This window comes from Micromonospora sp. NPDC023814 (assembly GCF_040639595.1).
Lineage (GTDB): Bacteria > Actinomycetota > Actinomycetes > Mycobacteriales > Micromonosporaceae > Micromonospora.
Genome location: NZ_JBFAAF010000017.1, coordinates 9,807 through 35,153, shown reverse-complemented (window position 1 = coordinate 35,153; position 25,347 = coordinate 9,807). Strand labels below are relative to the sequence as shown.

Here is a 25,347-nt window from a genome sequence, read left to right as displayed (position 1 = left end):
ACCTGACTTTCGTCGGTGCCCGCCCAGGTCGGGCGTGGGTAGCCTGGCCGCCGTGGAGAGCTGGTGGGCCTCGCGCGCGGGCGGCGGACGGGTGGCCCGGGCGGGCGTCCGGCGGTGGACCGGTGACCTGCTCCTGTGGCTGGTGACCGCCGCCCCGATCGGGTACGCGGGCGTCACGCCGCCGCACTCCGGGCGGGCCGTCGCCCTGACGGTCGGCGCGCTGCTGCTGCTCGCCGCGGCGGTCGCGGTGAGCCGGCGGTGGCCGGTGGCCGCCCTGGTGGCGGCGGTGCTCGGCTCGTTGCTGGACGGCAACTTCCTCTTCGCGATCCCGGTGTTCAGCTACCTGACCGGCCGCCGCAGCGCCACCGCCGTGCCGGCTGCTCTCGCCTTCGCCGCCATCGCGGCCGGCGGCACCGCACTCAACCTGGGGCTGCTCGGCACCGGCGCGGCCACCTGGTTCCTGCTCGCCTCGGTGCTGCTCTTCGCCGGGGTGTTTCCGTGGCTCGTCGGGCGGTACCGGCGCCAGCAGGCCGCCCTGGCCGACGCCGGCCGGTGGCACGCCGAGGCCCGGGACCGCGAGCAGCGGGGCGCCGCGGAGCGGATCCGGCTGCGGGAACGGGCCCGCATCGCGCAGGAGATGCACGACTCGCTCGGGCACGACCTGAGCCTGATCGCCCTGCGCGCGGCCACCCTGGAGGTCACCGACGACCTCGCCCCGGCGCACCGGGCCGCCGCCGGCGAACTGCGGGCCAGCGTCGCGGCCGCCACCGAGCGACTGCACGGGATCATCGGGGTGCTCCGGGACGAGGGCGGAACGGCCACCACCCGGCCGGCCGACGAGACCGTCGCGGACCTGGTCGACGGGGCCCGGGAAGCCGGCATGGCGGTCGACGTGGACCCGCCGGGCGGGCTGCCGGACCTTCCGGCGGCCACCGCGCGCACCCTGCACCGGGTGGTCCGGGAGGCGCTCACCAACGCCGCCCGGTACGCGCCCGGCGCGGCGGTCACCGTCGCCCTGGCCGGCGACGGCGACCGGGTCGAGGTGTCGGTCGTCAACGCGCCGCCGCCGGCCGGGCCGCTGCCCGGCCCGCCGTCCAGCGGTTCCGGCCTGCTCGCCCTCGCCGAGCGGGTCCGCCTCGCCGGCGGTGCCCTGACAGCCGGTCCCCTGGGCGGTGGCGGCTTCGCCGTCCGCGCCCGGCTGCCGCTGGACGGCCTTTCCGTCGCCGACGCCGTCCTCCCGCCCGGCGACGTCCCAGGCCTCGGCGACGCCTTAGGCCTCGGCGACGCCCCAGGCCCCGCCGGCGGCCCAGACCCTGCCGGCGGCCCAGACCCTGCCGGCGGCCCAGACCCTGCCGGCGGCCCAGACCCTGCCGCCGGCCCTCGGCCGGCCGAGGCCGAGCAGCGGCTGCGCGCCGCCCGCCGACGGGTCCGGCGTAGCCTGCTGACGGCGCTCGGCGCCCCGGTGGGCCTCGCCCTCGTCCTGTCGCTGGTCTACTACCCGGTCGCCACCGCCGGTACGGTGCTTCACGCGGACGCCTTCGCGCGGATGCCCCTCGGCGCGGAGCGCGCCGCGCTGACCGGGCTGCCCCGGCGCCAGCTCGACCCGCCCGCCGAGCCGGCGCGGCCCGGCTGCGAGTACTACACCGACGGGAACTTCCCCCTGGCCGAGCCGACCTGGCGGCTCTGCTTCGCCGACGGCCGGCTGGTCAGCAAGGAGCGGATCACGGATGAACGCTGACATGGGCGGCCCGGTGCGGGTCGTGCTCGCCGACGACGAGGCGATGATCCGGGCCGGTGTCCGGGCCATCCTGGCCACCGATCCGGGGATCGAGGTGATCGGTGAGGCTGCCGACGGCCGGGCCGCCGTGGACCTCGTCCGGGCGCACCGGCCCCGGGTGGCGCTGTTGGACATCCGGATGCCGAGGCTGGACGGGCTCAGCGCGGCCGCCGAGATCCGCCGCCTCGTGCCGGAGACCGCGACGGTCATGCTGACCACCTTCGGCGAGGACGACCACGTGGCTCGGGCGCTCGGGCACGGGGCCAGCGGGTTCCTGCTCAAGGCCGGCGACCCGCGCGAGCTGATCGCCGGGGTGCACGCCGTCGCCGACGGCGGCGCGTACCTGTCGCCGCGGGTGGCCCGTCGGGTGATCGAGCTGGGCGGGGACCGGGTGGCCCGCCGGCCGGTGGCGCGGGACCGGCTCGCCGGGCTGACCGAGCGGGAGCGGGAGGTGCTCGCGCTGGTCGGGGCGGGACTGTCCAACGCCGAGATCGCCCGCCGGCTCTACCTGGTCGAGGGCACCGTGAAGAGCTACCTGACCAGCATCTTCACCCGGCTGGAGGTGCGCAACCGGGTGCAGGCGGCGATCCTCGCGTACGAGGCGGGGCTGGTCGAGCCCGGCGGCTGACCCGCCCCGTGCCCGCACGCGCCCAGGGCGGCGCCACCGGGCACGGCACCCCACCGGGCGCTGTCGACCTGCCCTCATGGACGGGGCGGCGGGCGCCTTCGGGTGGTCTGGGGGACGGCGGCGCCTTCCGGGGTGGTCTCATGGATGGGGCAGCTCGACAGGGGCGCTCAGACTGCCCGCCCTCGGCCGAAAGCGACCGACCGGAAGGCTTCAATCTGGCCACCCGGCCCCCCGACCATCCGCCGCCACGCCGCCACGCCGCCACGCCACGCGGGGCGTCGGCGGCTCAGCGGCGGCGGACGACGAAGGCGTCGGGCATCCGGAACGTGAGGTTGTCGGGGCACCACGGCTCGCGGACGACGGCGACCCCGTCCAGCAGCGGCGCCGTCTCGCCGACCACCACCGCCGCCTCCATCCGGGCGAGCTGGTCGCCGACGCAGCGGTGTGCGCCTGCCCCGAAGGCCAGGTGCCGGCGGGATCCGCGCTGCCCGGGCCGGAACTCGTCGGGCGCCTCCACGGTGGCCGGGTCCCGGCCGGCGCGGGCCAGCCACAGCACGATGCTGGTGCCCGCCGGCACCGCCGTCGCGCCCAGCGTGGCGTCCACGGCGGCCACCCGTCGCCAGGTGACGATCGGCGGCTCCAGCCGCAGCCCCTCCTCGACCACGTCGGCGACCGCGACGGTGCCGGCCCGCAGGCCGGCCAGCACGGCCGGCTCGCCGGCCAGCCGGTGCAGCAGCAGGGTGAGGAACTGCGACGTGGTCTCCTGGCCGGCGACGAGCAGGAAGAACAGCGCGCCGACCACCACGTCGGGCGGGTGCCCGGCGGCCCGCAGCGACCCCGCGAGCCCGCCCCCGGTCTCGGCGAACTCCCGCAGCACCCGGTGGAACCGGCCCACCTCGGCCGCGAGCGCCGCCTGGCGGTCGGCGTCCAGTGGCGCCCAGAACAGTTCCAGCGCCGCGCGGGCGAACTCCTTCACGGCCGCGACCGGCGTGTCGGGCAGCTCGACCAGCCGGGCCAGCACCAGCAGCGGCAGGTCGGCGGCGAGTTCGGCGTAGAGGTCGACCGGCGCGCCCGCGTCCAGGGCGGCGCCGATCGCGGTGAGGCGCTCCCGGACCAGTCCGGTCAGCCAGGGCCGTTGCGCGGCGACCCGGGTCGGGTGCAGGGCCTCGGCGACGATCGCCCGAATCTGCGGGTGGCTGGCGCCGCCGTTGTTCGCCAGGGTCGGCGGCAGCCGGAACCGGTGCCCGGCCAGCACCCGCAGGGCGGCCACCGGGATCGGGGTCACCGCGTCCAGCGCGTTGTCCGGCCGGTACGTGACCGGGTCGGTCAGCACCTCCCGGACCAGCGCGTGCCGGGTCACCACCAGGTGTTCGACACCCACGTGGTCGGCCACCCGGGCCACGTCCGGCCAGTGCGCGTCGGTGGTCTGCGCCCAGCTCCGGAACAGCACGTCGACACGCTATCGGGCGGCTCCCGGCAGCCCGGCCCGCAACTGCCACACCGTGGTGCGCTTCACCCGTACGCTCTCCAGCGTCTCGGGCACCGGCACGTCGTAGGCGGCCAGCTCGTCGAAGCGGTCGCGGGGCAGGAACGCCCGGCCGGGATCGCCGACCAGCACGTCCGCCCCGGCGCGGGCGGCCCGGAGCAGGAAGCGCAGCACCCGGTTGGCCATCGCCTCGCTGTAGAACACGTCCCCGGCGAACACCACCTCGGCCCCGCCGGCGTCGCCGTCGAGGATGTCGCCGAGTTCCGCGTCGACGCGTACCCCGTTGGCCTCGGCGTTGACCGCCACGGCCGCGACGGCCAGCTCGTCGATCTCCACGGCGCGGACGGCGGCGGCGCCGGCCCGCGCGGCGGCGATGGCGACCAGGCCGGAGCCGGCGGCGAGGTCGAGCACCCGGCGGCCGGCGACCAGCTCGGGATGGTCGCTGACGTACCTGGCCAGCGCCTGCCCGCCGGCCCAGGCGAAGGCCCAGAACGGCGGCGGCTGCGCGCTGCGGAACTCGCCCTCGGTCAGCTCCCACAGCCCGATGGCGTCGTCCGCCTGGTGCAGCCGCACCTCGGGGACGAAGGCGACCGGGGCGAGGCGGGCGTGCAGCCGGACGAAGGCGGTGGAAAGGTCGGACACGCCGCCGATTGTCTCCCGCCGTCCGTCGGCCGGCGCCACCGGCCGTCGGGGCTGGCCGTCGGGGCCGGCCGGCGCGCCGACCGGCCCCGACGGACGGTCACTTCGAGAACGCCTGGAACTCCGCGATCCGCACCTGCGTACGCGCCGGGCTGGCGGTCGCGCAGTCGGTGGTGGTCGCCGGGTCGTCGTCCTGCTCGCCCGCGTAGTCCGGCCCGCCGGTGCACTGGCTGGCCAGGACCTCCAGCCGCAGGTGCGTGGCCAGCGTGGTCGGCACCGGGAACTCGCGCAGGTTGATGTCCCGCACGTACGCCCGGTACGCCCCGCCCGGGAACGCGTCCGCCGCGCTGGTGTGGATCCGCTGCCAGTTCGCCGGATCCGCGCAGTCGGTGGTCTTCGCGTTGCAGGCCGACACCGCGAACGACCGCAGCGCGCTGAGCGAGTTCTGGCTGCCCGGGTCGGCGTCGCCGGTGATCGACGGGCGCAGCATCGCGCTGACGTTGACCCGCTTCACGACCTGCGGCGCGTCGCCGGGCAGCGCCACGGTGACCTGCTTGCCGGCCACCCCGTCGAGGGAGGCCCAGTTGGTCGCCTCGGTGTCGTCGGCGATCCGGTCCAGGTTGACCCCGTCGCCGGTGATCGTCGCGCCGGAGGCGGTGGACGCCAGGTTGCGGCTCATCCGCAGGTCGACGTACCCCTCCTTGCCGGCCTTGGCGACCACGGTGAGCCGTTGGTGGCCGAAGCCGGGCGCGACGGCGAGCAGTTGGTACGTGCCGGGCACCAGCTCGATCCGGTCCGGCAGCGCCGTCGCCGGGTCGGTGTCGGCCACCGGGACCGCCCGCGCCTCGTACGCCCCGACGTACACCCGGATCGGCGCGTCGGCGCTGTCGCCCTTCGGGCGGAGGGTGAGCACGGCGTTGTCGGCGTCGGGGGCGGCGAAGCTCGGCGTCGGGTCGGTGTCGGAGGCGCCGTTGCTGGCGGCGTCCCGGCCCATCCCGGAGCGGGCGAACTCGGCCCAGATCAGGTCCTGGTTGGCGCCGCCGAAACGGAGCAGGTCGGCGGTGAGCATGTTGTCCCGCATGTCGAGCATGCTGACCTGACTGGCGGCCTGGAGCAGGAACGAGTCGAAGACGAGCTGCGCCCAGCGCCGGTTGCCCGGGCACCGGTCCACCGCCACCCTGCCCTGCGCGCAGTCGAGCTGGCGCTGCGGGGTGCCGACGCCGTACCGCTTCATCAGCGCGGCACGGATCCGGAAGTTGGTGGCGCTCCAGATCTCGCCGTCGGCGTGCACCGCCGGCCCGCCGGTGTTGTATCCGACGTCGGAGTAGTTCAGCGGGCTGCGGCTGAAGTCGTGGTTGCGGATGCCGCTGACCAGGTTGCCGGTGACGTACCCGCCGGTGACGTAGGGCGTCTCGCCGGGGGCGCGCAGCCCGTGCTCGAAGAGGTACTCGGCGGCCAGCAGGTCGCTCCACGACTCGCCCATCGAACCGCCCTGGTGCCCGCCGATGCCGCTGTCCGGGCCGGCGATCATCCGGTTGGTGATGGCGTGGGTGTACTCGTGCCCGATCACCGTCATGTCGTAGTCGCCGTCGACGCAGGGCGGGTACGGCCCGCCGGCCTGCGGCTGCCACAGGTACATGTTGGTGGTCGGCGGCAGCCCGTCGCGCGGCGTGCCCTGGTTGGCGTTGTTCCGGTTGCCGCTGAGCGCGCCCTGCTGCGCGCGGCCCTGCTCGGCGTCGCCGCCCCGGCCCTGCGGGGTCAGGTTCACCGCCTGGAGGTTCCAGCTGGCCTCGGTGAAGCCGAGGTGCCAGGCCCAGTCGTGCATCCGGTTGTGCATGGCGAAGAGGTTGGCGATCGCGGCGTCGTCGTCGTTGCGCTGCGCCGAGGTGAACACCGCGGGGTTGCAGCGGGCCTGGTGCCACTGGTCGGTGAACGGATACTCGTAGCGCCGCTCCGGGCTGGGCGTGACCGGCACGGCCGGCGTGCCGCTGCCCCAGGACCGTACGGTGTTGGCGGAGTTGCCGCGCGCGGTGCCGGTCGGCGTGCCGGTGGCCGCGTCGACGTCCCACGGCTGCCCGGTGGCCGGGTCGCGGAACCCCTCCCGGCACTCCGGTGCGGGGTCGCCGCACCAGCGCACCCGGGGGTCCTGCCCGGGGCCGAGGTCGCGCGGCGGGGTGGCCGGGAAGACGGCCCAGCTCGGGTTGTCGGAGTCGAAGTCCACGAGGTCCTCGCGGACCAGCACCTGCCCGGTGATCCCGTCGACGTAGGTGGTGAACGCCTCCGGGTGGTCGTCGTCGGCGCCGATCAGGGTCACCTCGTACGCGGCCCGGGGCCCGTCGAGCGGGGTGGGCACGGCGACGGCCCGCACGCTGTGGCTGCGGACCGCGTCGGCGGCCAGGCCCGCGTCGGCGAGTGCCGCGCCGTACGCCTGCTCGTCGGTGAGGGTGGCGGGCGCCGGCGCGGCGGTGTCCCGGGAGAGCGAGGAGCTGACCGCGAGGACCGTGCCGGCGGCCACCGCGACGGTGACCAGGCCGTCGTGCCCGGCCGGCAGGGCGCCGAAGCGCTGCCGGAGGGTGACCACCGCGCCGTCGCCGATCGGCCGGACCAGCAGCCGGTCCATCGCCTCGACCGCGGCGGCGTCCAGGCCGAAGAGGTCCTGGTTGCCGGTCAGGTACGCGCGGGCGGCCGCCTCCGGGTCGCCGGGGAGGCCGGTGGCGAGCGGGGCGCGGGCGGGGCCGAGCGCGTGCGGGGTGCCGAGCCGGTTCCAGCGGACGTCCGGGTCGGCCTTGCGGGCCAGGCCCCGCTGCCGGGCGTCGGGGGCGGCGGTGCCGGGGCGGTTGTCGACGTCGGCGTGCTCGTGTCCCTCGGCGAACGGGCCGGAGCGCCGTTCGGTGGCGGCACCGCCGGTGGGGGCGGCGCCGGTGGGGCCGGCGGGGAGCAGCGCGGCCACCACCGCGGTCGCCGCCAGGACGGGAACGAGCCGGCGTCGACGCCGGCTCATCCAGGGTGTCCACTCCGGTTGTGCCACGGGACCTCCTCGTGGGAGCGGGGTGGCCGGCTCTCCGCCGGCCGCGCAGCGCGGTGAAGCATGCGCATCTGTGGATATCAGCCCGGGTCGGCGGGAACAAGGGCCACGCCTACTCAAGGGCCGGCCGCGATGGCGGCTGCACGGATCGTGGAGACCGGGCGGTGATCGATCACCTGGAGCGTCATGGGCTCGTGGGCGACGCACCCCGGCCGCCGCCGGGAGAAGATGGTGGTCGCCGCGCTGGTGCCGCCCGGGTGGCGGCGGGCGCGACGCGGGGGCTACGGCGCCCAGTCGGGGTCGCGGCCGAAGGCGGCGACGAGGCGGTCCTGCTGGTCGGCCTCCGCCGGCACGTCGGCCTCGGCCCGGATCAGCCTGTCCCGCTGGTAGTCGCCAATCCGTCGGCCGAACCAGCGGGCGCACTCGGCGACCGCGTCGGCGTCCAGCCGGGGGTCGGCGCCGATCGCCACGGCCAGGTCCCAGCCGTGGATCAGGTGTTCCGCGACGAGCTGGTGCAGGTACTCGTCCGCCGGGGTCTCGCCGGCGGAGAGCGCGACGGTGCGTGCCAGCGCCCCGGGGTGGGTGAAGGCCAGCTCCGCCTGCGCCGCCGCCTCCCGGGCCGCCTCGACCGGGTCCGGGCCGAGCACGTCGCCGTCGTAGCGGTCGCCGACCTCCTCGATCGTCCGGCCGGCGAGCAGCGGCACGCACCACCGGTCCTCGCCGACGACGTGGTTGACCAGCGCCCGGACGTCCCAGTCCGGGCAGGGGGTCGGGTCCGACCACTGCCCGGGGCCGACCAGCTCCACCCGGTCGGTGAACTCGGCCAGGCTGCGGCGGTACGTCTCCAGCGGGTCCATGCCGACGATTGTTCCGGGCGGCCCCGGGGGCCGAGCCGTTTTGCCGGCTTCAGCCGAGGATGACCGTATCGGCCGAGCCCGTCCGCTCCACCGCCCTCCGGTGGCGGGCATCGGTCGAGCTGGTCCGCTCCGCCGGCCTCGGGGGGTCGGGGTCAGTCGAGCTGGTCCGGGTCGAGCCCGAGTTCGCGGGCGGTGACCAGGCGGACCCACTCGGCGAGCTGGCGGCGGGAGATCACCCGGTCGTGCACTGCGAGCTGCACCGCCAGGCCGTCCATCACGGCACTGATCCGCCACGCGGCGCCGGCCGGGTCGGCGCACTCGAAGGTGCCGTCGCGAACGCCTTCCGATATCACCGCCGCGAGGTCCTCCCGCCAGCGCAGGTCGAGCCGGCGGGAGACCTTCTCCAACTCCGGGGTGCGCAGCGACTCTGCCCAGCCGTCGATCCACATGGCCCACGACGTCGCCCGGCCGGCCGGCGTGTAGAGCTTCACGATCCGGCGCAGCTTGGTCAGCGGCGGGGCGCTCGACCTCATCACCGCGTCCAGTCGGGCCAGGTCCTGCTCCACCGCGTACGCGAACGCCTGCGCGAGCAGCCGGTCCTTCGTGGCGAAGTGGTAGAAGACCAGCGCCTGGCTCACCCCGGCCGCCTGCGCCACGTCGGCCGTGCGGGTGTTGGCCAGACCCCGCTCCGCGATCACGTCACAGGCCGTGCGCAGCAGGGCATCCAGGCGGATCTCGGCCGCACGTCTCGTCACGCCGTTACCGTAGCGCATCAGCTTGAACACGAGGCGTCACCGATCACGGCCCGTCCGCCCTTCCGAGAGTCAGAAGCCGGACAGTTCGACCACGCCACGAACGGCGTCGCGGCCGACCCGCTCTCTTCGCCCGGACCGGGGAGGAGAGGCTGGGTAGCCTCCTAGGAAGCTCAGGGGTGGGTCGGTCCGCCACCATCGGACGCGCCGAGAACCACCCCGATTTGGCAACCGCTCGCCGGCTCGGCTAAAGTTCTCACCCGTCACCGGTTAACGCCGGAGACACGCGGACGTAGCGCAGCTGGTAGCGCATCACCTTGCCAAGGTGAGGGTCGCGGGTTCGAATCCCGTCGTCCGCTCGGAGATGCCGCCACGCATGACGGGGGCAACCTCGGTGGGGTGGCCGAGAGGCGAGGCAACGGCCTGCAAAGCCGTGTACGCGGGTTCAAATCCCGTCCCCACCTCGGCAACAGACGAGGGCGATTGGCGCAGTGGGAGCGCGCTTCCTTGACACGGAAGAGGTCACTGGTTCAAACCCAGTATCGCCCACCAGAACGAAGGCCCGTCACCATCCGGTGACGGGCCTTCGCCGTTCCCGGACGCCGCTGCGCCGAGCCTCCGCAGGGCACTGCCGTTCGGACCGGCACCGTTCGCGGGCCGCGCCCGGATCGCCCCGGTGCACCCGGAGCCACGGACGACCACGGCCGCCCGCCCGCGATTCGTCGCGGACGGGGCGGCCGCACCCCCCGGAGCCGGCCGGACGCGTCCCCCGTTGCGGCGCGTCCGGACGTCGGTCGTCAGCTCACCGGATGGCCGGTCGGGCTCGACTGGTGGCGTCCTCGCCGCCGTCTCCCGTCAACGGTAGGGAGCACCGCCGGCCGGGCGCGAGGACCGATCCGCACAGCGACGGCGCCGGCGGTGTCGGGCTGCACAGCGACCGGACCGGCGCCGCTGCTCGGGGGGCGCACGGGCGGGAAGCCACCGGCGGTCAGGCGGGCGGCCACCCGGCCGGGTCGGCGACCAGGCCCGCGTCGGCGGTCGCGTCGAGGGTCCGTAGGGCGAGCCAGAGCTCGTGCCGGGCGCTCGGCCCGCGCAGCAGGGAACGCCCCAGCGCCTGCTCGGCCCGGCCGAGGCGCTTGCGTACGGCGGACACCGAGACGCCGAGCGCGGCGGCGGTGTCGGGCAGTCGCGCCTCGGCGCGCAGCCACGCGCGTACGGTGACCAGGCCGACGGGCGTCCCGCCGGCCTCCAGGGGTGCGAGCTGGCCGCGCGCCCAGAGGCCCAGGGCGGGGGTCGCCAGCAGCCGGTCGAGGCCGACCCACCGGTCACCGGGTGCCGCCCCCTGCCCGAACGCGCCGTCCGCGCCACCACCACCGACGGGCGGTGCCTCCGGCACGTCTTCCGGGGTCGCGGCGGAACCGAGCAGGTGCAGGGCCAACCACGCGACCGACTGGTCGGAGATCCGGGACAGGTCGAGCCCGAGGCGGTCGCGCAGCAGCGCCAGCCGGGCCGCCAGGGTGTTGCGATGGATCCGCAGGTGCCGGTGGGCCGCGCCGTCGAAGGCGAGCCAGGAGCCGAGGGTGGCGAGCAGTTCCTGCCCGTCGGGATCCATCCGTCGGGCCGGCCGGTACGACAGGCACGGCGCCAGCAGCAGCCGCGCCCAGTCCTGCCCCGCGGCGCCGAGCAGGGCGCGCAGCTCCGTCGCCCGGTCGAAGCGACAGTGCCCGTCCGGCCCGTTCCGGGCCACCGCGAGGGCGTGGAACGCCTGCTCGTAGCCGGCGGCGGTGCGGCGCAGCGGGACCGGCTCGCTCACCCCGATCCGCGTCCCGGGCACCCGTCCGGTGACGAGTCTCCCCAGCGCGTCCGCGTCGCCGGCCTCTCGCGGCCCGGCGCGGTCCGGGGCCGGCACCAGCGCGATGAGGTGCCGGGAGCGGACCGGGCAGGGCACCACCCAGGCCCGCCCGCCCAGCGCACGGGTCACCTGCCCGGCCGCCTCGCCGCGTCGCCGGGGCGCGCACTCGACGACGCACACCCGGACCAGGTCGGGCAGGTGGGGACGCAGTGCTGCGGCGATGCGCCGGGCCGGTGCCACGTCGCCGACCATCAGCAGGTGCAGCACCGCCTCCCGGCTGCGGACGTCGCCGGCGGCGACTCGCCGCCGGGCCCGCTCCGAGCGTTCCAGCCGCCAGCAGAGACCGAGGATGCGCGCCGCGTCGGCGAGCAGGTCGCCGGGGAGCGGGTCCACCGGGTCCACCACCGCGAGCCAGGGGGCGGGCTCGGTCCCGCCGTCGGGGTCGCACGCCGCGCCGTCGTCGGGCTCCCCGGCGCCGAGGGCGACCAGGTGGACGGTGGGTGCGCCCGCGCCGCCCCGCACGGCCGCCGGCGTGCCGCGTGCGTGCAGCTCAGGTACGCCGCGGGCGGCGGCGCCCAGCATGGTCCGGTCGAGCGGGTTCCGGCCCGGGTGGACCGTCAGCAGGGCGCCGTCCACGCCGATCAGGGCGGCCCCGGTGGACCGACGGGCGAGCGTGTCGAGGACGGCCCGGACGGGATCGGGGCCGGCGGCGAGGCGGGTCATCGCGACGACGGCCTCGGCGCGCTCGAAGCGGACTCGCGACGGCTGTCGCCCGGGCGTTCGCGACCCGTCCTGCTCCGTCCGCACGACAGCAGACGGTAGTACCCGGGTGGCGAGGGTCACGAGGAGAGGCGGCGGAGGGGTGACGCCCGGCACGCCGGCAGGCCTACGGCGGGTGGGGTCGGTGACGTCGACGTGCCGGCCACCCTCGCGGGGTGCCCGGCACGTGCGTCCGGCGACCGTCCGGCTCCGTCGGTCGCGGGGCGGTCGGTTCAGAGCGGCGGGGCGATGTCCCGGCGCTCCTCGACCCGCCGGTACTCCACCGGCTCGGTCGTGCTGACCACCTGGCGGCGGCGTCCCCAGATGAGCGTGGTCATGATCAGGCCGAGCACGCCGGCCGCCATCAGGATCCAGCCGACGATGTCGAGGTCGATGCCGCCGAGGCTCGCGTCGAGCGCGAAGGTGAGGATCGCGCCGAGCGCGATCAGGAAGATGCTGGTGCCGATACCCACGACAGCCTCCTTGGTCAGGGGATGTGGTGTGCTGTCGAAGGAGGTCAGTACCCCGTGGCTGACCAGCGCAACCATCGGCTGCGCGGGAGCCGCCACGGCGGCCGGCGGGGCGGCGTGCCGGGCGATCTTGCCGTCGGGTAGAGTTTCTCCCGTCGCCGGGGAACGCCGGCGGCACGCGGACGTAGCGCAGCTGGTAGCGCATCACCTTGCCAAGGTGAGGGTCGCGGGTTCGAATCCCGTCGTCCGCTCGCATCCTGCCCCTGCCGGCCCGGTCTGCCGGGCCCGGGTGGCCACCACGGGCGATTGGCGCAGTGGGAGCGCGCTTCCTTGACACGGAAGAGGTCACTGGTTCAAACCCAGTATCGCCCACCAGATGATCCGCGAGGCCCGTCACCGTCGTCGGTGGCGGGCCTTCGTGCTCTCCAGGTGTACGGACGGGCGGATGCACTCCGCCACCCGTGCAGCCTTCCGCCCGGGGCGCCGTCGCCCGCCGGATCTTCTGCCCTGGGCAGATCCGCTCACCGTGAACAGGGGGCCGGACGACCGGTCCGAGCCGGCACAGTGGAGCACATGAGACTGCTGGTGTTGGGTGGGACGGGTTTCGTGGGCGGCGCCACGGTCGCCGAGGGGGTGCGTCGGGGCTGGTCGGTGACGGTGTTCAACCGGGGCCTGCACGGCGCGGCGCCGCAGGGCGTACGCCGGTTGCGGGGTGACCGGACCGCGCCCGGCGGCCTGGCGGCGCTGGCGGACGGCGAGTGGGACCTGGTGGTCGACACCTGGGACGGCGCGCCCCGGGCGGCGCGGGACGCCGCCCGCGCGCTGGTCGACCGGGTCGGCAGCTACGTCTACGTGTCCAGCGGCTCGGTCTACGCGCAGCCGGTCGTCGACGGGGTGGGCGAGGAGGCCCCCGTGGTGGACGCCGAGTCGGACGCCGACGACGGCGACTACGCGCACAACAAGGCCGGCGGCGAGCGGGCCGTGCGGGAGGTGTTCGGCGACCGGGCGCTGCTCGCCCGGGCCGGGCTGATCCTCGGGCCGGGGGAGGACATCGGCCGGCTGCCCTGGTGGCTGGAGCGGATCGCCCGGGGCGGGGAGGTGCTGGCGCCGGGCCCGGTCGACCTGCCGTTGCAGTACGTCGACGTGCGGGACCTGGCGGGCTGGATGTTGGACCGGGGCGCGGAGGGGCTGGGCGGGACGTTCAACGTGGTGAGCCGCACCGGGCACGCGACCATGGGCGAGCTGCTCGACGCCTGCGTCGCCGTCACCGGCGCCGACGCCCGGCTGCGGTGGACCGATCCGGAGCCGATTCTGGCCGCCGGGGTGGTGCCGTGGAACGACCTGCCGGCCTGGATCCCGGCCGGGCACGAGTACCGCTGGTTGCAGGAGCGCGGCGTCGAGAAGGCGTACGCGGCCGGGCTGACCTGCCGCCCGGTGGCGGAGACGGTCGCGGACACCTGGGCGTGGCTGCGGAAGGTGGGCACGGTCCCGCCGCGGGCGGGCCGGCCGCAGCGCGCCCCGGTCGGTCTGGCCCCGGAGCGGGAGGCGGCGCTGCTGTCCGCGACGGGCCCGGCCCGGGCCTGATCCCGCTTCGGCACCACCGGCACGACGGCGGCCGTCCACTGTCCTGAGTGGACGGCCGCCGTCGTGCTGCCCGGAAAGCGTTCACCGTGGGTGGTTTCCCGGCACCCGGTGGGCGGCGAAATCCGGTCCGGGGTCACGGACCGTGATCGATATAGACAAGGGTCGGGGGCGCCCCTACAGTTCGGCCGACTGGTTCTCATCTTCCACGGGGGATTGCGATGACTACTGGCCGCTGGCTGCTGCCTGCGCGCAGGTCGAGAGGTGCCTGTTCTGCCTCGGGCGGCGGCAGAGGGCGGTCAACGGGACGGTCGAGCACCGATGTTCCTTCAGCGTCTTCGGCGTCGGCGTCGACGGGCTCAACGGCCGGGTGGCCGACGCGATGATGACGTCCCGGGTGATGAACGACGAGGACGACCTGTCGACCTGGACGCACCTGGTCGGGGTCCACCACCAGTCGCGCCGGGAGGTCCGGCTCTACGTCAACGGCAAGCCGGAGTCGACCGCCGCGTACGGCACCGGGTCGTTCACCTGCACCTTCGACGCCACCGGTCCGCTCACCGCGGAGTCCACGACGGCCACCGACACCGTGGGCTGAGCACCACCGGTGCCCTTCCACCTCACCCAAGTTCCGCTGTTTTTCGATCACGCCTTGGAGGCACACGGTGACACGCGTCCCGAATGCATCACGCAAACAACCACCAAAGCCCATGAACCGCACTCGCGCGGCCGCCGCCGCGCTCGTGGCCGGGACGCTCGTCGCCTCGGTCCTGGGGGTGCCGTCGGCGGCCCAGGCCGTTCCGGCGGCGCCGCGGACTGATCCCTCGGTGGCGCCGGATGCGGGGTCGGCGGCGGTGGCGGCGGTGCGGTCGGGTCGGCGGGTGGAGGTGGCGTCGGCTCGGACGGAGTTGACGCAGGTGTTCGCGAATCCGTCGGGTGGGTTCACGTCGGAGTCGGCGGTGGTGCCGCAGCGGGTGAAGCGGTCGGACGGGTCGTGGGTGGATGTGGATCTGTCGTTGCGGCGTGGGTCGGATGGTTGGCGTCCGGTGGCGTCGGTGGCGGATGTGCGGTTCTCGGATGGTGGTGCGGGTGCGGCGGTGACGTTGGTGCGGCGGGGGAAGTCGTTGTCGCTGTCGTGGCCGGGTGGGTTGCCGAGGCCGGTGGTCAGTGGTGATGCGGCGACGTACGGGGAGGTGTTGCCGGGGGTTGATCTGGTGTTGCGGGCGACCCGCAGCGGGTTCACGCATGTGTTCGTGGTGAGGTCGGCGCAGGCGGCGGCGAACCCGAAGTTGCGGGAGTTGCGGTTCGATCTGGGTGGGGACGCCCGGGTGGTGCGGGGCGCCGACGGGCGGCTGACGGCGATGGCGGGCGGCGAGTTGCTCGCCTCAGCCGAACCCGCCGTCATGTGGGACTCGAACGACACCTCGTCGGCCGCCACGGCCCGGTCGGCCGGAGCGGACCGCGCGCCGGCGGCCGACGCCCCGACCGGTGGCGGGCTGCCGTCGCGGTCGTCGGCGACGGCGCCGGGCGACGCGGCGAAGACCGCGCCGGTGGGTGTCGAGGTGGCCGGCGGTGACCTGGTGCTGCGGCCGGACGCGAAGCTGCTCGCCCCGGCGAACGCGACGTTCCCCGTCTACATCGACCCGGCGTGGTCGACCGGCAAGTCCCGGTGGGCGTACGCGACGAGCAACAACAGCAACAACACCGACACGACCGTCGCCCGGGTGGGCAAGGACCCCGAGAGCGGCAGGCTGTACCGGTCCTTCTTCGACTTCCCCCTCACCGCCATGAAGGGCAAGCACATCGAGTCGGCGTACGTGCAGATGAAGCTCGACCACTCCTGGTCCTGCACCAACACGCCCACGTACATGTACCACTCGGCCGGCATCGCCTCGACGCCCCGCACCGGCTGGTCGCCGAAGCTGAACAGCCTGAAGTCCTCGGCCAGCTCGCATGCCAACGAGGGCTACGGCTGCTCGGACTCGCCGCAGCCGGACATGACGGTCAACTTCACCGGCTCGGCGGTGACCAGCGTCATCCAGACCCACGCGACCAGCAACGCCACGAACATCACCTTCGGCTTCTGCGCGTGCAGCGCCACCGACGGCTCGGGCGAGTCGACCACCGACCGGTGGAAGAAGTTCTTCCCCAACAACGCCAAGCTGATCGTCGACTACGACAACATCCCGGGCAAGCCGAGCAGCCTCCAGGCGGCCGGGGTGGCCTGCCCGGCCAGCACCACGCTGGTCGTCGGCACCCTGAAGCCGACCTTCTCGGCGATCTTCCCGGACGCCGACAGCACCCAGGCGCTGACCACGGCGTACGAGTGGGTGCAGGTGCCCGCCAACGGGGTCATCGACGCGTCGACGCCGCGCCGGACGCCGCCCGCCGGAGCGTCCGTGCCCGCCGGCCAACGTTCCACCACGGCGGCGGTGACCGTGTCCGAGGCCGTCACGTACGCGTTCCGCGCCAGGGCCACCGACCCCGCCCCCTACAGCCGCACCAGCGTCTGGTCCGACTGGTGCAAGTTCGTGGCCGACACGAAGGTGCCCCCCGTGACCGCGACGCTCACCTCGGCACCCCCCGTGCCGGGCACCGTGGCCACCTTCGCGGTCCGCTCCACCGACACCACCGTGACGAAGTTCCGGTACGGCTGGGTGAATCCGCCCACCACCGAGGTCGTCGCCACGACCGGCACCTGGATCGACCCGTCGTCGGGGTTCCGCATCACGGGCAAGCAGGCCACCGTGTCGCTCATGGTGCCGAAGTACGGCCAGAACACCGTCTCCGTCTCCGCCGTCGACGGCGCCGGCAACATCGGCTACGGCTCGCACGAGTTCACCGCCGCCCGACCGACGCCCGCGATCGCCCGCTGGGGGCTGGAGAACTACCCGGGCGTCGACCCGGGACCGATGGCGGACAGCCAGCCGACGCTGGCCGGCGACAACTCCTTCACCGGAGGCAGCGTCTTCTGGACCGGTGACCTCAGGTTGATCCGGGGCGAGACGGCGTCCTTCAACGGCACCTCCTCGGCGTTGACGACCACGACCAAGGTCGTCGACACCACCAGGTCGTTCAGCGTGGCCGGCTGGGTGCGGCTGAACTCCCTGCCGACAACGGCGGACATGGTGGTGGCCTCGCAGGAGGGCGTGAGCACCGCCGGGTTCCACCTCGGCACGCGTCTCGAAGGCTCGCCGTCGACGCCGCGCTGGTCGTTCCTGATGAAGGACACCGACCTGCAGTCCAGCACGAGCCGGGCCGCGTTCAGCAGCACCGCGTTGACCTCCGCGGACGTGGGCCGGTGGACGCACATCGCGGGTGTCTACGACCAGACCGCGGGCAAGGTGCGGCTCTACGTCAACGGCGCCCTCACCGCCGAGGTCGCCCGGACCGCGACGCCCTGGAGCGCGAACGGCAGGTTCGCCGTGGGGCGCGGCTGGAGCTCCGGCGCGGTGAGCAACTACTTCAAGGGCAACCTGGCCGACGTCCAGGTCTACGACCGGATCCTCGTCGACCACGACTTCATCGGCCAGTCCGCCGAGGACCCGGAGTCGGGCGGCTTCGACGAGCCCGGCATGCTCGGCGCGGTCAAGGTCGGCGACTGGACCTTCTCCGGCGCCCAGCCCTGCTACGAGGAGTTCCTCGACCCGACGCTGTGCAGCGCTCCCGAGGCCGGCCAGTTCGGCCGCCAACTGGCCCTGACCCAGGGCAGCAACGTCGGGGCCGGTCACCGTGACGACGGGCTGCTGTTCGACGCGGTGCACTTCACGGAGGACACGACCGACCCCTACTACGGCCTGGCCACCCGCGAGTACGGCCTCTCCCAGGACAACCTCGGCGAGCCCCAGAACCCCGTCTGGCAGAACGGCCGGGTCCTCCGCACCGACCAGTCCTTCTCCGTCGCGGTCTGGGTACGCCCGTCGGCGCTCGGCGGCACGCAGACCGCCGTCTCCCAGATGGGCGCGAAGCAGTCCGCCTTCTACCTCGGGCAGCGCGCGAAGGTGGTGAACGGTGTGACGGAGAACCGGTGGTGTTTCAGCGTCTTCGGAGCCGACAGCGACCTGAACGGCAACAGCAAGGAAGCGCAGATGATGTCCCGGTTGATGAACGAGGAGGACGACCTCTCCCGGTGGACCCACCTGGTGGGGGTCCACGACGCCTCCCGACGGGAGATCCGCCTCTACGTGAACGGCGTCCTCGAGGCCAACATCCCCTTCGGTACGGGCACCTTCACCGGAGCGTTCGACTCCACCGGCCCGCTGGCCGTGGGCGGCGCACAGTGGACCCCGGCCGGGGGAGCGCCGAGCATGACCGACCGGTGGCGCGGTGAGATCGACGACCTCGGTCTCTACCAGGGCGCGTTGACGGACACCGCCGTCAAGATCCTCTTCAACTCCGAGTCCGCCGAGACCGTCGAGCCGGTCGACTGACCCCTCTCATCCCTCTTCCTCTCCATCGATCCCTGCGACCGAGCCTGTGGAGGCACAGTGAAACGCGTCCCGAAACCACTCCTCGAACCACCGCAAAGGCTGCGAAAGCGGCCTAACCGGATACATGTCGCCGTCGCGGCGGCGCTCACCGGCGCGCTTGCCGTCTCGGGCCTGTCGGTGCCCGCGCAGGCGGCGCCCGATCCGGCGAAGCTCACCGGCCAGCGCGAGAAGCTCGACAAGCACGGCACCACCGCGCAGGGGCGGGCGTACCCCGTCAAGGAGGCCGAGAGCGCGAAGCTCGCCGCCCCGGTGTGGCCGAAGCCGGGCAAGGCGTCCGTGACCCTGCCCGCCGCACCGGCCGGCGAGCGGCGGGCCGCCGTCGCGCCGGTGAAGGCGGGCGCGCTGCCGGTGTCGGTGGGCCGCGCCCCGGGTGCGGCGGGCGACCGCGCGTCGGCGGTGTCGGTGGAGTTGCTGGACCGGTCGGCGGTGCCGGCGCGCTGGCGCGACGGCCTGCTGCTGCGCGTCGGCGGCGTCAGCGCCGACCAGCCGGCGACCAGGGCGGGCGCGACCGGCGCGCCGGACGGGGCCGCGCCCCAGCCGGGCGCCGCCACCGTCTCGGTGGACTACCGCGGCTTCAAGCACGCCTTCGGCGGCAACTGGTCGTCGCGGCTCACCCTCTGGCAGGTGCCGGAGTGCGGGCTGCGCAACCCCGGGAAGGCCGAGTGCGCGGCCACGCCGCTGAAGTCCCGCAACGACGGCAGCTCCGTCAGCGCCGAGGTGCCGGTCACGGCGAGCGGCGCGGACGCGCGGAGCGCCGGAACCGCCGCCACGCTGGTGGCGTTGGCGGCCGGCTCCTCCGGGCCGGAGGGCGACTTCTCCGCCACCCCGATGTCGGCCAGCGCGACCTGGTCGGCGGGCACGTCGACGGGCGGATTCACCTGGTCGTACCCGATGCGGATGCCGCCGGCCATCGGCGGCCCGGCGCCGACCCTGGGCCTGTCCTACACCTCCGACAAGGTCGACGGCCAGTCGGACGCGTCGAACAGCCAGCCGTCCTGGGTCGGTGAGGGCTTCGACCTCTGGTCCGGCTACATCGAGCGCAGCTACGTGCCGTGCGCCGACGACATGACCGGCGGCAACAACAGCACCAACCGCACCGGCGACCAGTGCTGGCGGTCCGACAACGCCACGCTGTCGCTCAACGGGCGCGGCGGCGAGCTGATCTACGAGGCCGGCAAGGGGTGGCACACCCGCAACGAGGACGGCTCGAAGATCGAGAAGCTGACCGGCGCCGGCAACGGCGACGACAACGGTGAGCACTGGAAGGTCACCACGTCCGACGGCGTGCAGTACTTCTTCGGCCTGAACAACCTGCCGGGGCAGGGCAGCGCGACGAACTCCGCGTGGACCGTCCCCGTCGCCGGCAACCACACCGACGAGCCGTGCAACGTCTCGTCGTTCGCCTCGTCGTTCTGCAACCAGACCTGGCGGTGGAACCTCGACTACGTCGTCGACCCGCGCGGCAACACCCTGTCGTACTGGTACGACAAGGAGACCAACTACTACGGCAAGAACGCCACATCGACCAACAAGGCCCTGTACACCCGGGGCGGCGTGCTCAAGCGGATCGACTACGGCACCTGGGACCGCGGCGCCACCGACCGGTCCGTGACCCCGCTCGCGCAGGTCGTCCTGACCAGCGTCGACCGGTGCGCGTCGGACTGCCACGTCAAGGACGCGGCGCACTGGAAGGACGTGCCGTGGGACCAGGAGTGTACGGCCGGGGCGGCGGACTGCAAGGAGAACTACGGTCCGACGTTCTGGACCACCAAGCGGCTGTCGACCGTCACCACCCAGGTCTGGGACACCACGAAGACCACCCCGGCCTGGCAGCCCGTCGACTCGTGGACGCTCAGCCACACCTACCCGGCGGTCGGTGACGGCAGCGACCACGCCGGCCTGTGGCTCAGCTCGCTGCAGTACAAGGGCCTCGTCGGCGGCACGGAGGCGATGCCGCCGGTGACCTTCGAGCCGGTGTCGATGCCGAACCGGGTCCTCAGCAAGAACAACACCAGCAACAACCGGATGCGGATCGGCAACATCGTCACCGAGACCGGCGGCAAGATCCAGGTCACCTACAGCCTGCCCGACTGCACCTCCGGCAGCCTGCCGTCGGCGCCGGAGACCAACACCCGGCTCTGCTACCCGGTGGTCGGCCCGGACCCGTACGACTCCAGCAAGGAACTCACGGAGTACTGGCACAAGTACGTCGTGAAGCAGGTGTCCGAGTCGGACATCATGGTCATGGCCAGCGGCTCCGACCGCGGCCAGCCGGTGCAGAACACCTACTACAAGTTCCTCGGCGACCCCGCCTGGCACTACGCCGACGACAACGGGTTGGTCAAGCCGAAGCGCAAGACGTGGAACCAGTTCCGCGGCTTCGCCCAGGTCGAGGTCCGCAAGGGCGACGCCCCGACGCAGACCCTGACCCGCACCACCTTCCTGCGGGGCATGCACGGCGACCGGCTGAACAAGTCCGGCGGCACCCGCGACGTCACCGTCGCCGCGTCCCTGGGCACCGAGACGGTGTACGACGAGGACCAGTTCGCCGGCATGGTGCGCGAGCAGGTCGTCTACAACGGCGTCGACACCAAGCCGGTCAGCAAGACCGTCAACGTGCCGTGGCGCTCGCCGGCGCTCGCCACCCGCACCATCAACGGCGACGAGGTCACCGCCCGCTGGACCAACACCCGGATCGCCTACAACGCGACCGCGCTGGGCGTCGACGGGGCGTCGGGCTGGCGGGTCTCCCGGTCGGTGTCGAGCTTCAACGACACCTACGGCACCACGGACAGCGTTCAGTTCGATGGTGACATCGCCAAGACCGGCGACGAGAAGTGCACGACCTACCTGTACAACCGCAACACCGGCGCGAACATCACGCAGACGGTCAAGCAGACCACCGTCAAGGCGGTGCCCTGCGCGACCGCGCCCGCCAGCCAGGACGACATCCTGGCTGACGAGCGGAAGTTCTACGACGGCGCGACCAGCGTCGACACCGCGCCGACGACGGGTGCGGTCACCCGGGTCGACCGGCTGAAGGACTGGTCGGCCGCAGGCGGCACCGTCTGGCAGACCGTCAGCCAGGCTACCTTCGACGCGTACGGGCGGCCGAAGACCGCCACCGACACGCGCGGCCGGACGGTGACCACGGAGTACACCCCGGCCACCGGTGGCCCGGTCACCAAGGTGGTCACGAAGACGCCGGACCCGAACGGCAGCACCACCGACTGGACCACCACGATCGAGACCCGGCCCTACTGGGGTCAGCCGATCCGGACCACGGACTACAACGGCCGGGTCGCCGACATGGAGTACGACCCGATGGGCCGGCTCGCCCGGGGCTGGAAGATCGGCTGGTCGAAGGCGGACAACCCAACCAGCCCGTCGGTCGAGTACACCTACTCGTACGCGCCGAACAGGGACGCCTACCCGTACACCAAGAGCCGGACCCTGCACGCCGGGGGCGGCTACCTCACGTCGTACGACATCAAGGACGCCTTCCTGCGGCCGCGTCAGACACAGGTCGCCGGCGTGGGCGGTGACCGGGTGGTCACCGACACGCTGTACGACGCCACCGGCCGGGCCGTCACGACCTACCAGGCGCACGCCGAGCCGGGCGCGCCCTCTGGCGCGCTCTGGTGGGAGCCGGAGTGGTCGGTGCCGGCGCTGTCGAAGACCGTCTACGACAACGCCTCCCGGCCCACCGACGGGATCTTCTTCGGCACCGACGGCGTCACCAACCTCATCGAGAAGTGGCGCACCACCACCCGCTACCTGGGTGACACCACCACGGTGACCCCGCCGCAGGGCGGCACGGTCACGACGACGAAGACCGACATCGAGGGCCGCACCGTCGAGCTGCGCCAGCGGGTCGACGCGACCGGGACGAAGCCGGACCACGTCACCACCTACACCTACAACCGCAAGGGCCAGCTGGCGCTCGTCAAGGACACCGGCGGCAACGAGTGGGTCAACGCCTACGACGTCAAGGGCCGGCAGATCACCGCGAAGGACCCGGACAAGGGCACGACCACCACCACCTACACCGAGTACGACCAGGTGGAGACGACCACCGACGCCAACGACAACGTGCTCGTCAACCAGTACGACTCGCTGGGCCGGCGGACCGGCCTCTACCAGGGCAGCATCGCGGCGACGAACAAGCTCGCCGAGTGGAAGTACGACAAGCTCTACAGCGGCGAGACCGTCCGCGGTCAGCTCACCCAGAGCATCCGGTACGAGTCGGCGGGCTCCGCCAACGCCTACAAGTGGCAGGCGCGCGGCTTCAACACCCGCTACCAGCCGACCGGCGCGAACTACGTCATCCCGGCCAACGAGGGCACCAACCTGGCCGGCACGTGGATCTACGCCTACGGCTACTCGCCGTACGACGGCAGCCCGACCGCCATCACCTACCCGGCCGGCGGCGGCCTGACCACCGAGAAGGTCGAGACGAAGTACGACTCCGTCACCGGCCTGCCGACGGAGTTGGCCACCAACCTGATCAACGTCGGGCGCTACGTCATCGGTCAGGACTACACCCAGTACGGTGAGCCGACGCTGACCACCCGCAAGGTCGACGGCGGGGTGTACGTCCAGGACACCACCTACTACGACCTGACCACCCGGCGGGTCGACCGCGTGAAGATCAAGCCGGAGACCGCGACCGGGACGGTGGCGGACACCCGCTTCACGCGCGACGCGGCCGGCAACATCCTGTCGATCGCGGACACCCCGGAGGTCGGCGCGGCGGACACCCAGTGCTTCCGCTACGACGACCTCCAGCGGATGACCAACGCGTGGACGCCGAAGTCGGGCATCGACTGCGCCGCGGACCCGAGCCTGCCCAACCTGGGCGGCCCGGCGCCGTACTGGCACGAGTGGACCGTCGACGACGTCGGCAACCGCAGCACCGAGAAGGTGCACACCGCCGCCGGCGACACCAGCCGCTCCTACACGACGCCCGCCAGCGGCAAGGACGTCGTGCGGCCGCACGCCGTCACCCAGGTCGTCACCCAGGCGCCGGGCCAGTCGGCGGTCACCACCAGGTACGCGTACGACGACGCCGGCAACATGACCTGCCGGCCGACCGGCACGGCCGCCAACGCCTGCGACACCGGGACCAACTCCCAGACGCTGAACTGGAACTCCGAGGGCAAGCTCGCCTCGGTGAGCGCGGGCGGGCAGACCGTCGAGACCAACATCTACGACGCCGACGGCGTGCGGCTGATCCGCCGCGACGCCACCGGCACCACCCTCTACCTGCCGGGCCAGGAGATCCGGCGCGAGAACACCTCGGTCGTCACCGGCACCCGCTACTACAGCTTCGCCGGCAAGACCGTGGGTAACCGGACGCCGAGCGGGCTGACCTGGCTCTACACCGACCACCAGGGCACCCAGCAGACCGCGATCAACGCCGGCACCCAGGCGGTCAGCGTCCGTCGGCAGACCCCGTACGGCGATCCGCGCGGTAGCCAACCGCAGTGGACCAACAGCAAGGGCTTCGTCGGCGGCGACAAGGACCCGACGGGCCTGACCAACATCGGAGCGAGACAGTACGACCCCGGGTTGGGGCGCTTCATCTCGGTCGACCCGATCCAGGACCTGACCGACCCGCAGCAGTGGAACGCCTACGCCTACGGCAACAACAGCCCGGTCACCTTCGCTGACCCGACCGGCCTCAAGTCCTGCTCCGACGACAACTGTCGCGGTGGCGCGGACTACGAGGACTTGTACGGGGACTACGTCGAGGTCGACGGCCCGAACGACGGCTGCAACGGCAGGTGCGGCGACGACGACTGGGCTGCGGCCCGCGCGGCGCATGAGGCCGGCGGCGGCAACGGTGGCGGCAAGGGCGGAAAGAACGGCGGCCCCACCGACGAGCAGATCAAGCGCGCCAAGGAAATCAAGAAGCAGAACGCCATTGACATCATCATCAAGGCCGGCGGTCAGATCCTGCTCGAGTTCTTCGGCATCAACGACATCATGGACTGCATCGGCGGTGACCTGAAGGCATGCGCCTGGTCACTCGCCGGCATGCTGCCGTGGGGCAAGGCCCTCCAGTTGGCCAACAAGGCCGGAGACCTGGTCAAGATGCTCGGCCGGGCGGGCAAGGCGTTGATGAAGTGGTCCGAGGAGTCCAAGTGGGCCGACGACATCATTGAGCAGGCGGAGGCATGCCTCGTCAAGCACAGCTTCGCCCCCGGCACAAAGGTCTTGATGCCCGACGGGGTGGAAAGGCCGATTGAGGAACTGAAGGAAGGCGATCAGGTTGTCGCCGCCGATCCCGAAACCGGCCGCACGGCAGCTAAACCGGTCACCCAACTCCACCGTAACGAGGACACGGATCTGACCGATGTGCGGGTTGCGGTTAAGGGTGGGGGTGAGTCGGTCCTCCGGACCACGAATCACCATCCGTTCTGGAGTGAAGAACGGGATGAGTGGGTCTACGCGGCGGACCTACGAGTTGGCGAGAAGTTGCGTTCGGGCGACGGGCGCGAGGTTACGGTAAGGGCCGTTCGCTCCTACGTCGGAGCGAAGGTGATGCACGATCTGACCGTTGCCGAGTTGCACACCTATTTCGTCATGGTCGACGACGCGCCTGTGCTCGTGCATAACAATGGGTGTGGCCCAGGGGTTCCCTCTCACTTGGTTGGCAAGGGTGACGATCCTCTCGTTCCGGAACTTGTGGCCGAGATTCAAGGGCGCTACCCGGGACATGTGCGGGCGGAAGGCATCAAGATCATAGGCGAGAACGCTGAGCCTTTGACTGACTTCGACATTGTGACAAGGAACGCCGTGATTCAGGTGAAGAGTGGAAATGCCAAGGGTGCCTTAAAGCAGGCTCTCAAGACGCAGACACTCACGAATCTCCCCGTGGTCGTGTATATTCCTCAAGCTCGAGGAAGTGTGGTCAAGGGACTGGAGCGGGCGGGGGTCATGGTCACGAGGGATAAGGAACTTCTCCTGGAAGTCATCAAGCCTTAGAGCTGCAGGTAGGGGATGGGATGCGTCCAACAATCGTTTTG

General features: G+C 72.9%; 13 protein-coding genes and 5 tRNA genes. 11 read left to right on the top strand and 7 right to left on the bottom strand.

What is annotated here, in order from left to right:
- Positions 1 to 52 precede the first annotated feature (52 nt).
- Both AB0G14_RS12115 and AB0G14_RS12110 read left to right on the top strand, forming a co-directional pair.
- Entirely contained in the window at positions 53 to 1,738 is a 1,686-nt protein-coding gene (locus AB0G14_RS12115; protein WP_357696434.1) for a histidine kinase, read from the top strand.
- On the top strand, positions 1,728 to 2,405 hold the full coding sequence (locus AB0G14_RS12110; protein ID WP_357696432.1) for a response regulator transcription factor: 678 nt from the start codon (positions 1,728 to 1,730) through the stop codon (positions 2,403 to 2,405). Before AB0G14_RS12115 ends, AB0G14_RS12110 begins: the two co-directional genes overlap by 11 nt.
- Positions 2,406 to 2,691: 286 nt before the next feature.
- On the opposite strand, the gene AB0G14_RS12105 is transcribed toward AB0G14_RS12110, so the two are convergent.
- The 5 genes from AB0G14_RS12105 to AB0G14_RS12085 all read right to left on the bottom strand — a co-directional run bounded on the left by AB0G14_RS12105 (position 2,692) and on the right by AB0G14_RS12085 (position 9,167).
- A complete protein-coding gene (locus AB0G14_RS12105; protein ID WP_357696430.1) occupies positions 2,692 to 3,855 on the bottom strand; it encodes a cytochrome P450 in 1,164 nt (387 codons plus the stop codon).
- A gap of 9 nt (positions 3,856 to 3,864) precedes the next feature.
- Entirely contained in the window at positions 3,865 to 4,533 is a 669-nt protein-coding gene (locus tag AB0G14_RS12100) for a 50S ribosomal protein L11 methyltransferase (RefSeq protein ID WP_350684270.1), read from the bottom strand.
- Positions 4,534 to 4,630: 97 nt separating this feature from the next.
- Positions 4,631 to 7,558 (bottom strand): M36 family metallopeptidase, encoded by a 2,928-nt coding sequence (locus AB0G14_RS12095; protein ID WP_357696428.1) that lies wholly within the window; start codon positions 7,556 to 7,558, stop codon positions 4,631 to 4,633.
- A gap of 278 nt (positions 7,559 to 7,836) precedes the next feature.
- On the bottom strand, positions 7,837 to 8,412 hold the full coding sequence (locus AB0G14_RS12090; protein ID WP_357696426.1) for a TIGR03086 family metal-binding protein: 576 nt from the start codon (positions 8,410 to 8,412) through the stop codon (positions 7,837 to 7,839).
- Positions 8,413 to 8,564: 152 nt separating this feature from the next.
- Complete coding sequence (locus tag AB0G14_RS12085) at positions 8,565 to 9,167, bottom strand: TetR/AcrR family transcriptional regulator (protein WP_357696424.1); 603 nt, start codon at positions 9,165 to 9,167, stop codon at positions 8,565 to 8,567.
- 283 nt (positions 9,168 to 9,450) lie between these two features.
- Between AB0G14_RS12085 and AB0G14_RS12080 the strand changes: the two genes are divergently transcribed.
- The 3 genes from AB0G14_RS12080 to AB0G14_RS12070 all read left to right on the top strand — a co-directional run bounded on the left by AB0G14_RS12080 (position 9,451) and on the right by AB0G14_RS12070 (position 9,716).
- A tRNA-Gly gene (locus AB0G14_RS12080) sits at positions 9,451 to 9,523 on the top strand.
- Positions 9,524 to 9,557: 34 nt separating this feature from the next.
- A tRNA-Cys gene (locus AB0G14_RS12075) sits at positions 9,558 to 9,628 on the top strand.
- Positions 9,629 to 9,641: 13 nt separating this feature from the next.
- Positions 9,642 to 9,716 (top strand) — tRNA-Val (locus AB0G14_RS12070).
- A gap of 436 nt (positions 9,717 to 10,152) precedes the next feature.
- Here AB0G14_RS12070 and AB0G14_RS12065 read toward each other — a convergent pair.
- Both AB0G14_RS12065 and AB0G14_RS12060 read right to left on the bottom strand, forming a co-directional pair.
- Positions 10,153 to 11,823: a helix-turn-helix domain-containing protein gene (locus AB0G14_RS12065; protein ID WP_357696422.1), complete on the bottom strand. Its 1,671-nt coding sequence runs from the start codon at positions 11,821 to 11,823 to the stop codon at positions 10,153 to 10,155.
- Between the two features lie 185 nt (positions 11,824 to 12,008).
- Positions 12,009 to 12,248, bottom strand: coding sequence for a DUF6458 family protein (locus AB0G14_RS12060; RefSeq protein ID WP_357696420.1), 240 nt, complete (start codon positions 12,246 to 12,248; stop codon positions 12,009 to 12,011).
- Between the two features lie 175 nt (positions 12,249 to 12,423).
- Between AB0G14_RS12060 and AB0G14_RS12055 the strand changes: the two genes are divergently transcribed.
- The 6 genes from AB0G14_RS12055 (at position 12,424) to AB0G14_RS12030 (ending at position 25,306) form a co-directional block, all read left to right on the top strand.
- A tRNA-Gly gene (locus AB0G14_RS12055) sits at positions 12,424 to 12,496 on the top strand.
- Positions 12,497 to 12,545: 49 nt separating this feature from the next.
- A tRNA-Val gene (locus AB0G14_RS12050) sits at positions 12,546 to 12,620 on the top strand.
- 198 nt (positions 12,621 to 12,818) lie between these two features.
- Complete coding sequence (locus AB0G14_RS12045; protein ID WP_357696418.1) at positions 12,819 to 13,829, top strand: NAD-dependent epimerase/dehydratase family protein; 1,011 nt, start codon at positions 12,819 to 12,821, stop codon at positions 13,827 to 13,829.
- Between the two features lie 142 nt (positions 13,830 to 13,971).
- Complete coding sequence (locus AB0G14_RS12040) at positions 13,972 to 14,424, top strand: hypothetical protein (RefSeq protein WP_357696416.1); 453 nt, start codon at positions 13,972 to 13,974, stop codon at positions 14,422 to 14,424.
- Positions 14,425 to 14,536: 112 nt separating this feature from the next.
- Positions 14,537 to 18,256 carry a LamG domain-containing protein gene (locus AB0G14_RS12035; protein WP_357696414.1) on the top strand — a complete coding sequence of 1,240 codons (3,720 nt, stop codon included), beginning with the start codon at positions 14,537 to 14,539 and terminating at the stop codon, positions 18,254 to 18,256.
- Between the two features lie 177 nt (positions 18,257 to 18,433).
- Positions 18,434 to 25,306 (top strand): polymorphic toxin-type HINT domain-containing protein, encoded by a 6,873-nt coding sequence (locus AB0G14_RS12030; protein WP_357696412.1) that lies wholly within the window; start codon positions 18,434 to 18,436, stop codon positions 25,304 to 25,306.
- The last annotated feature ends 41 nt before the right edge of the window (positions 25,307 to 25,347 follow it).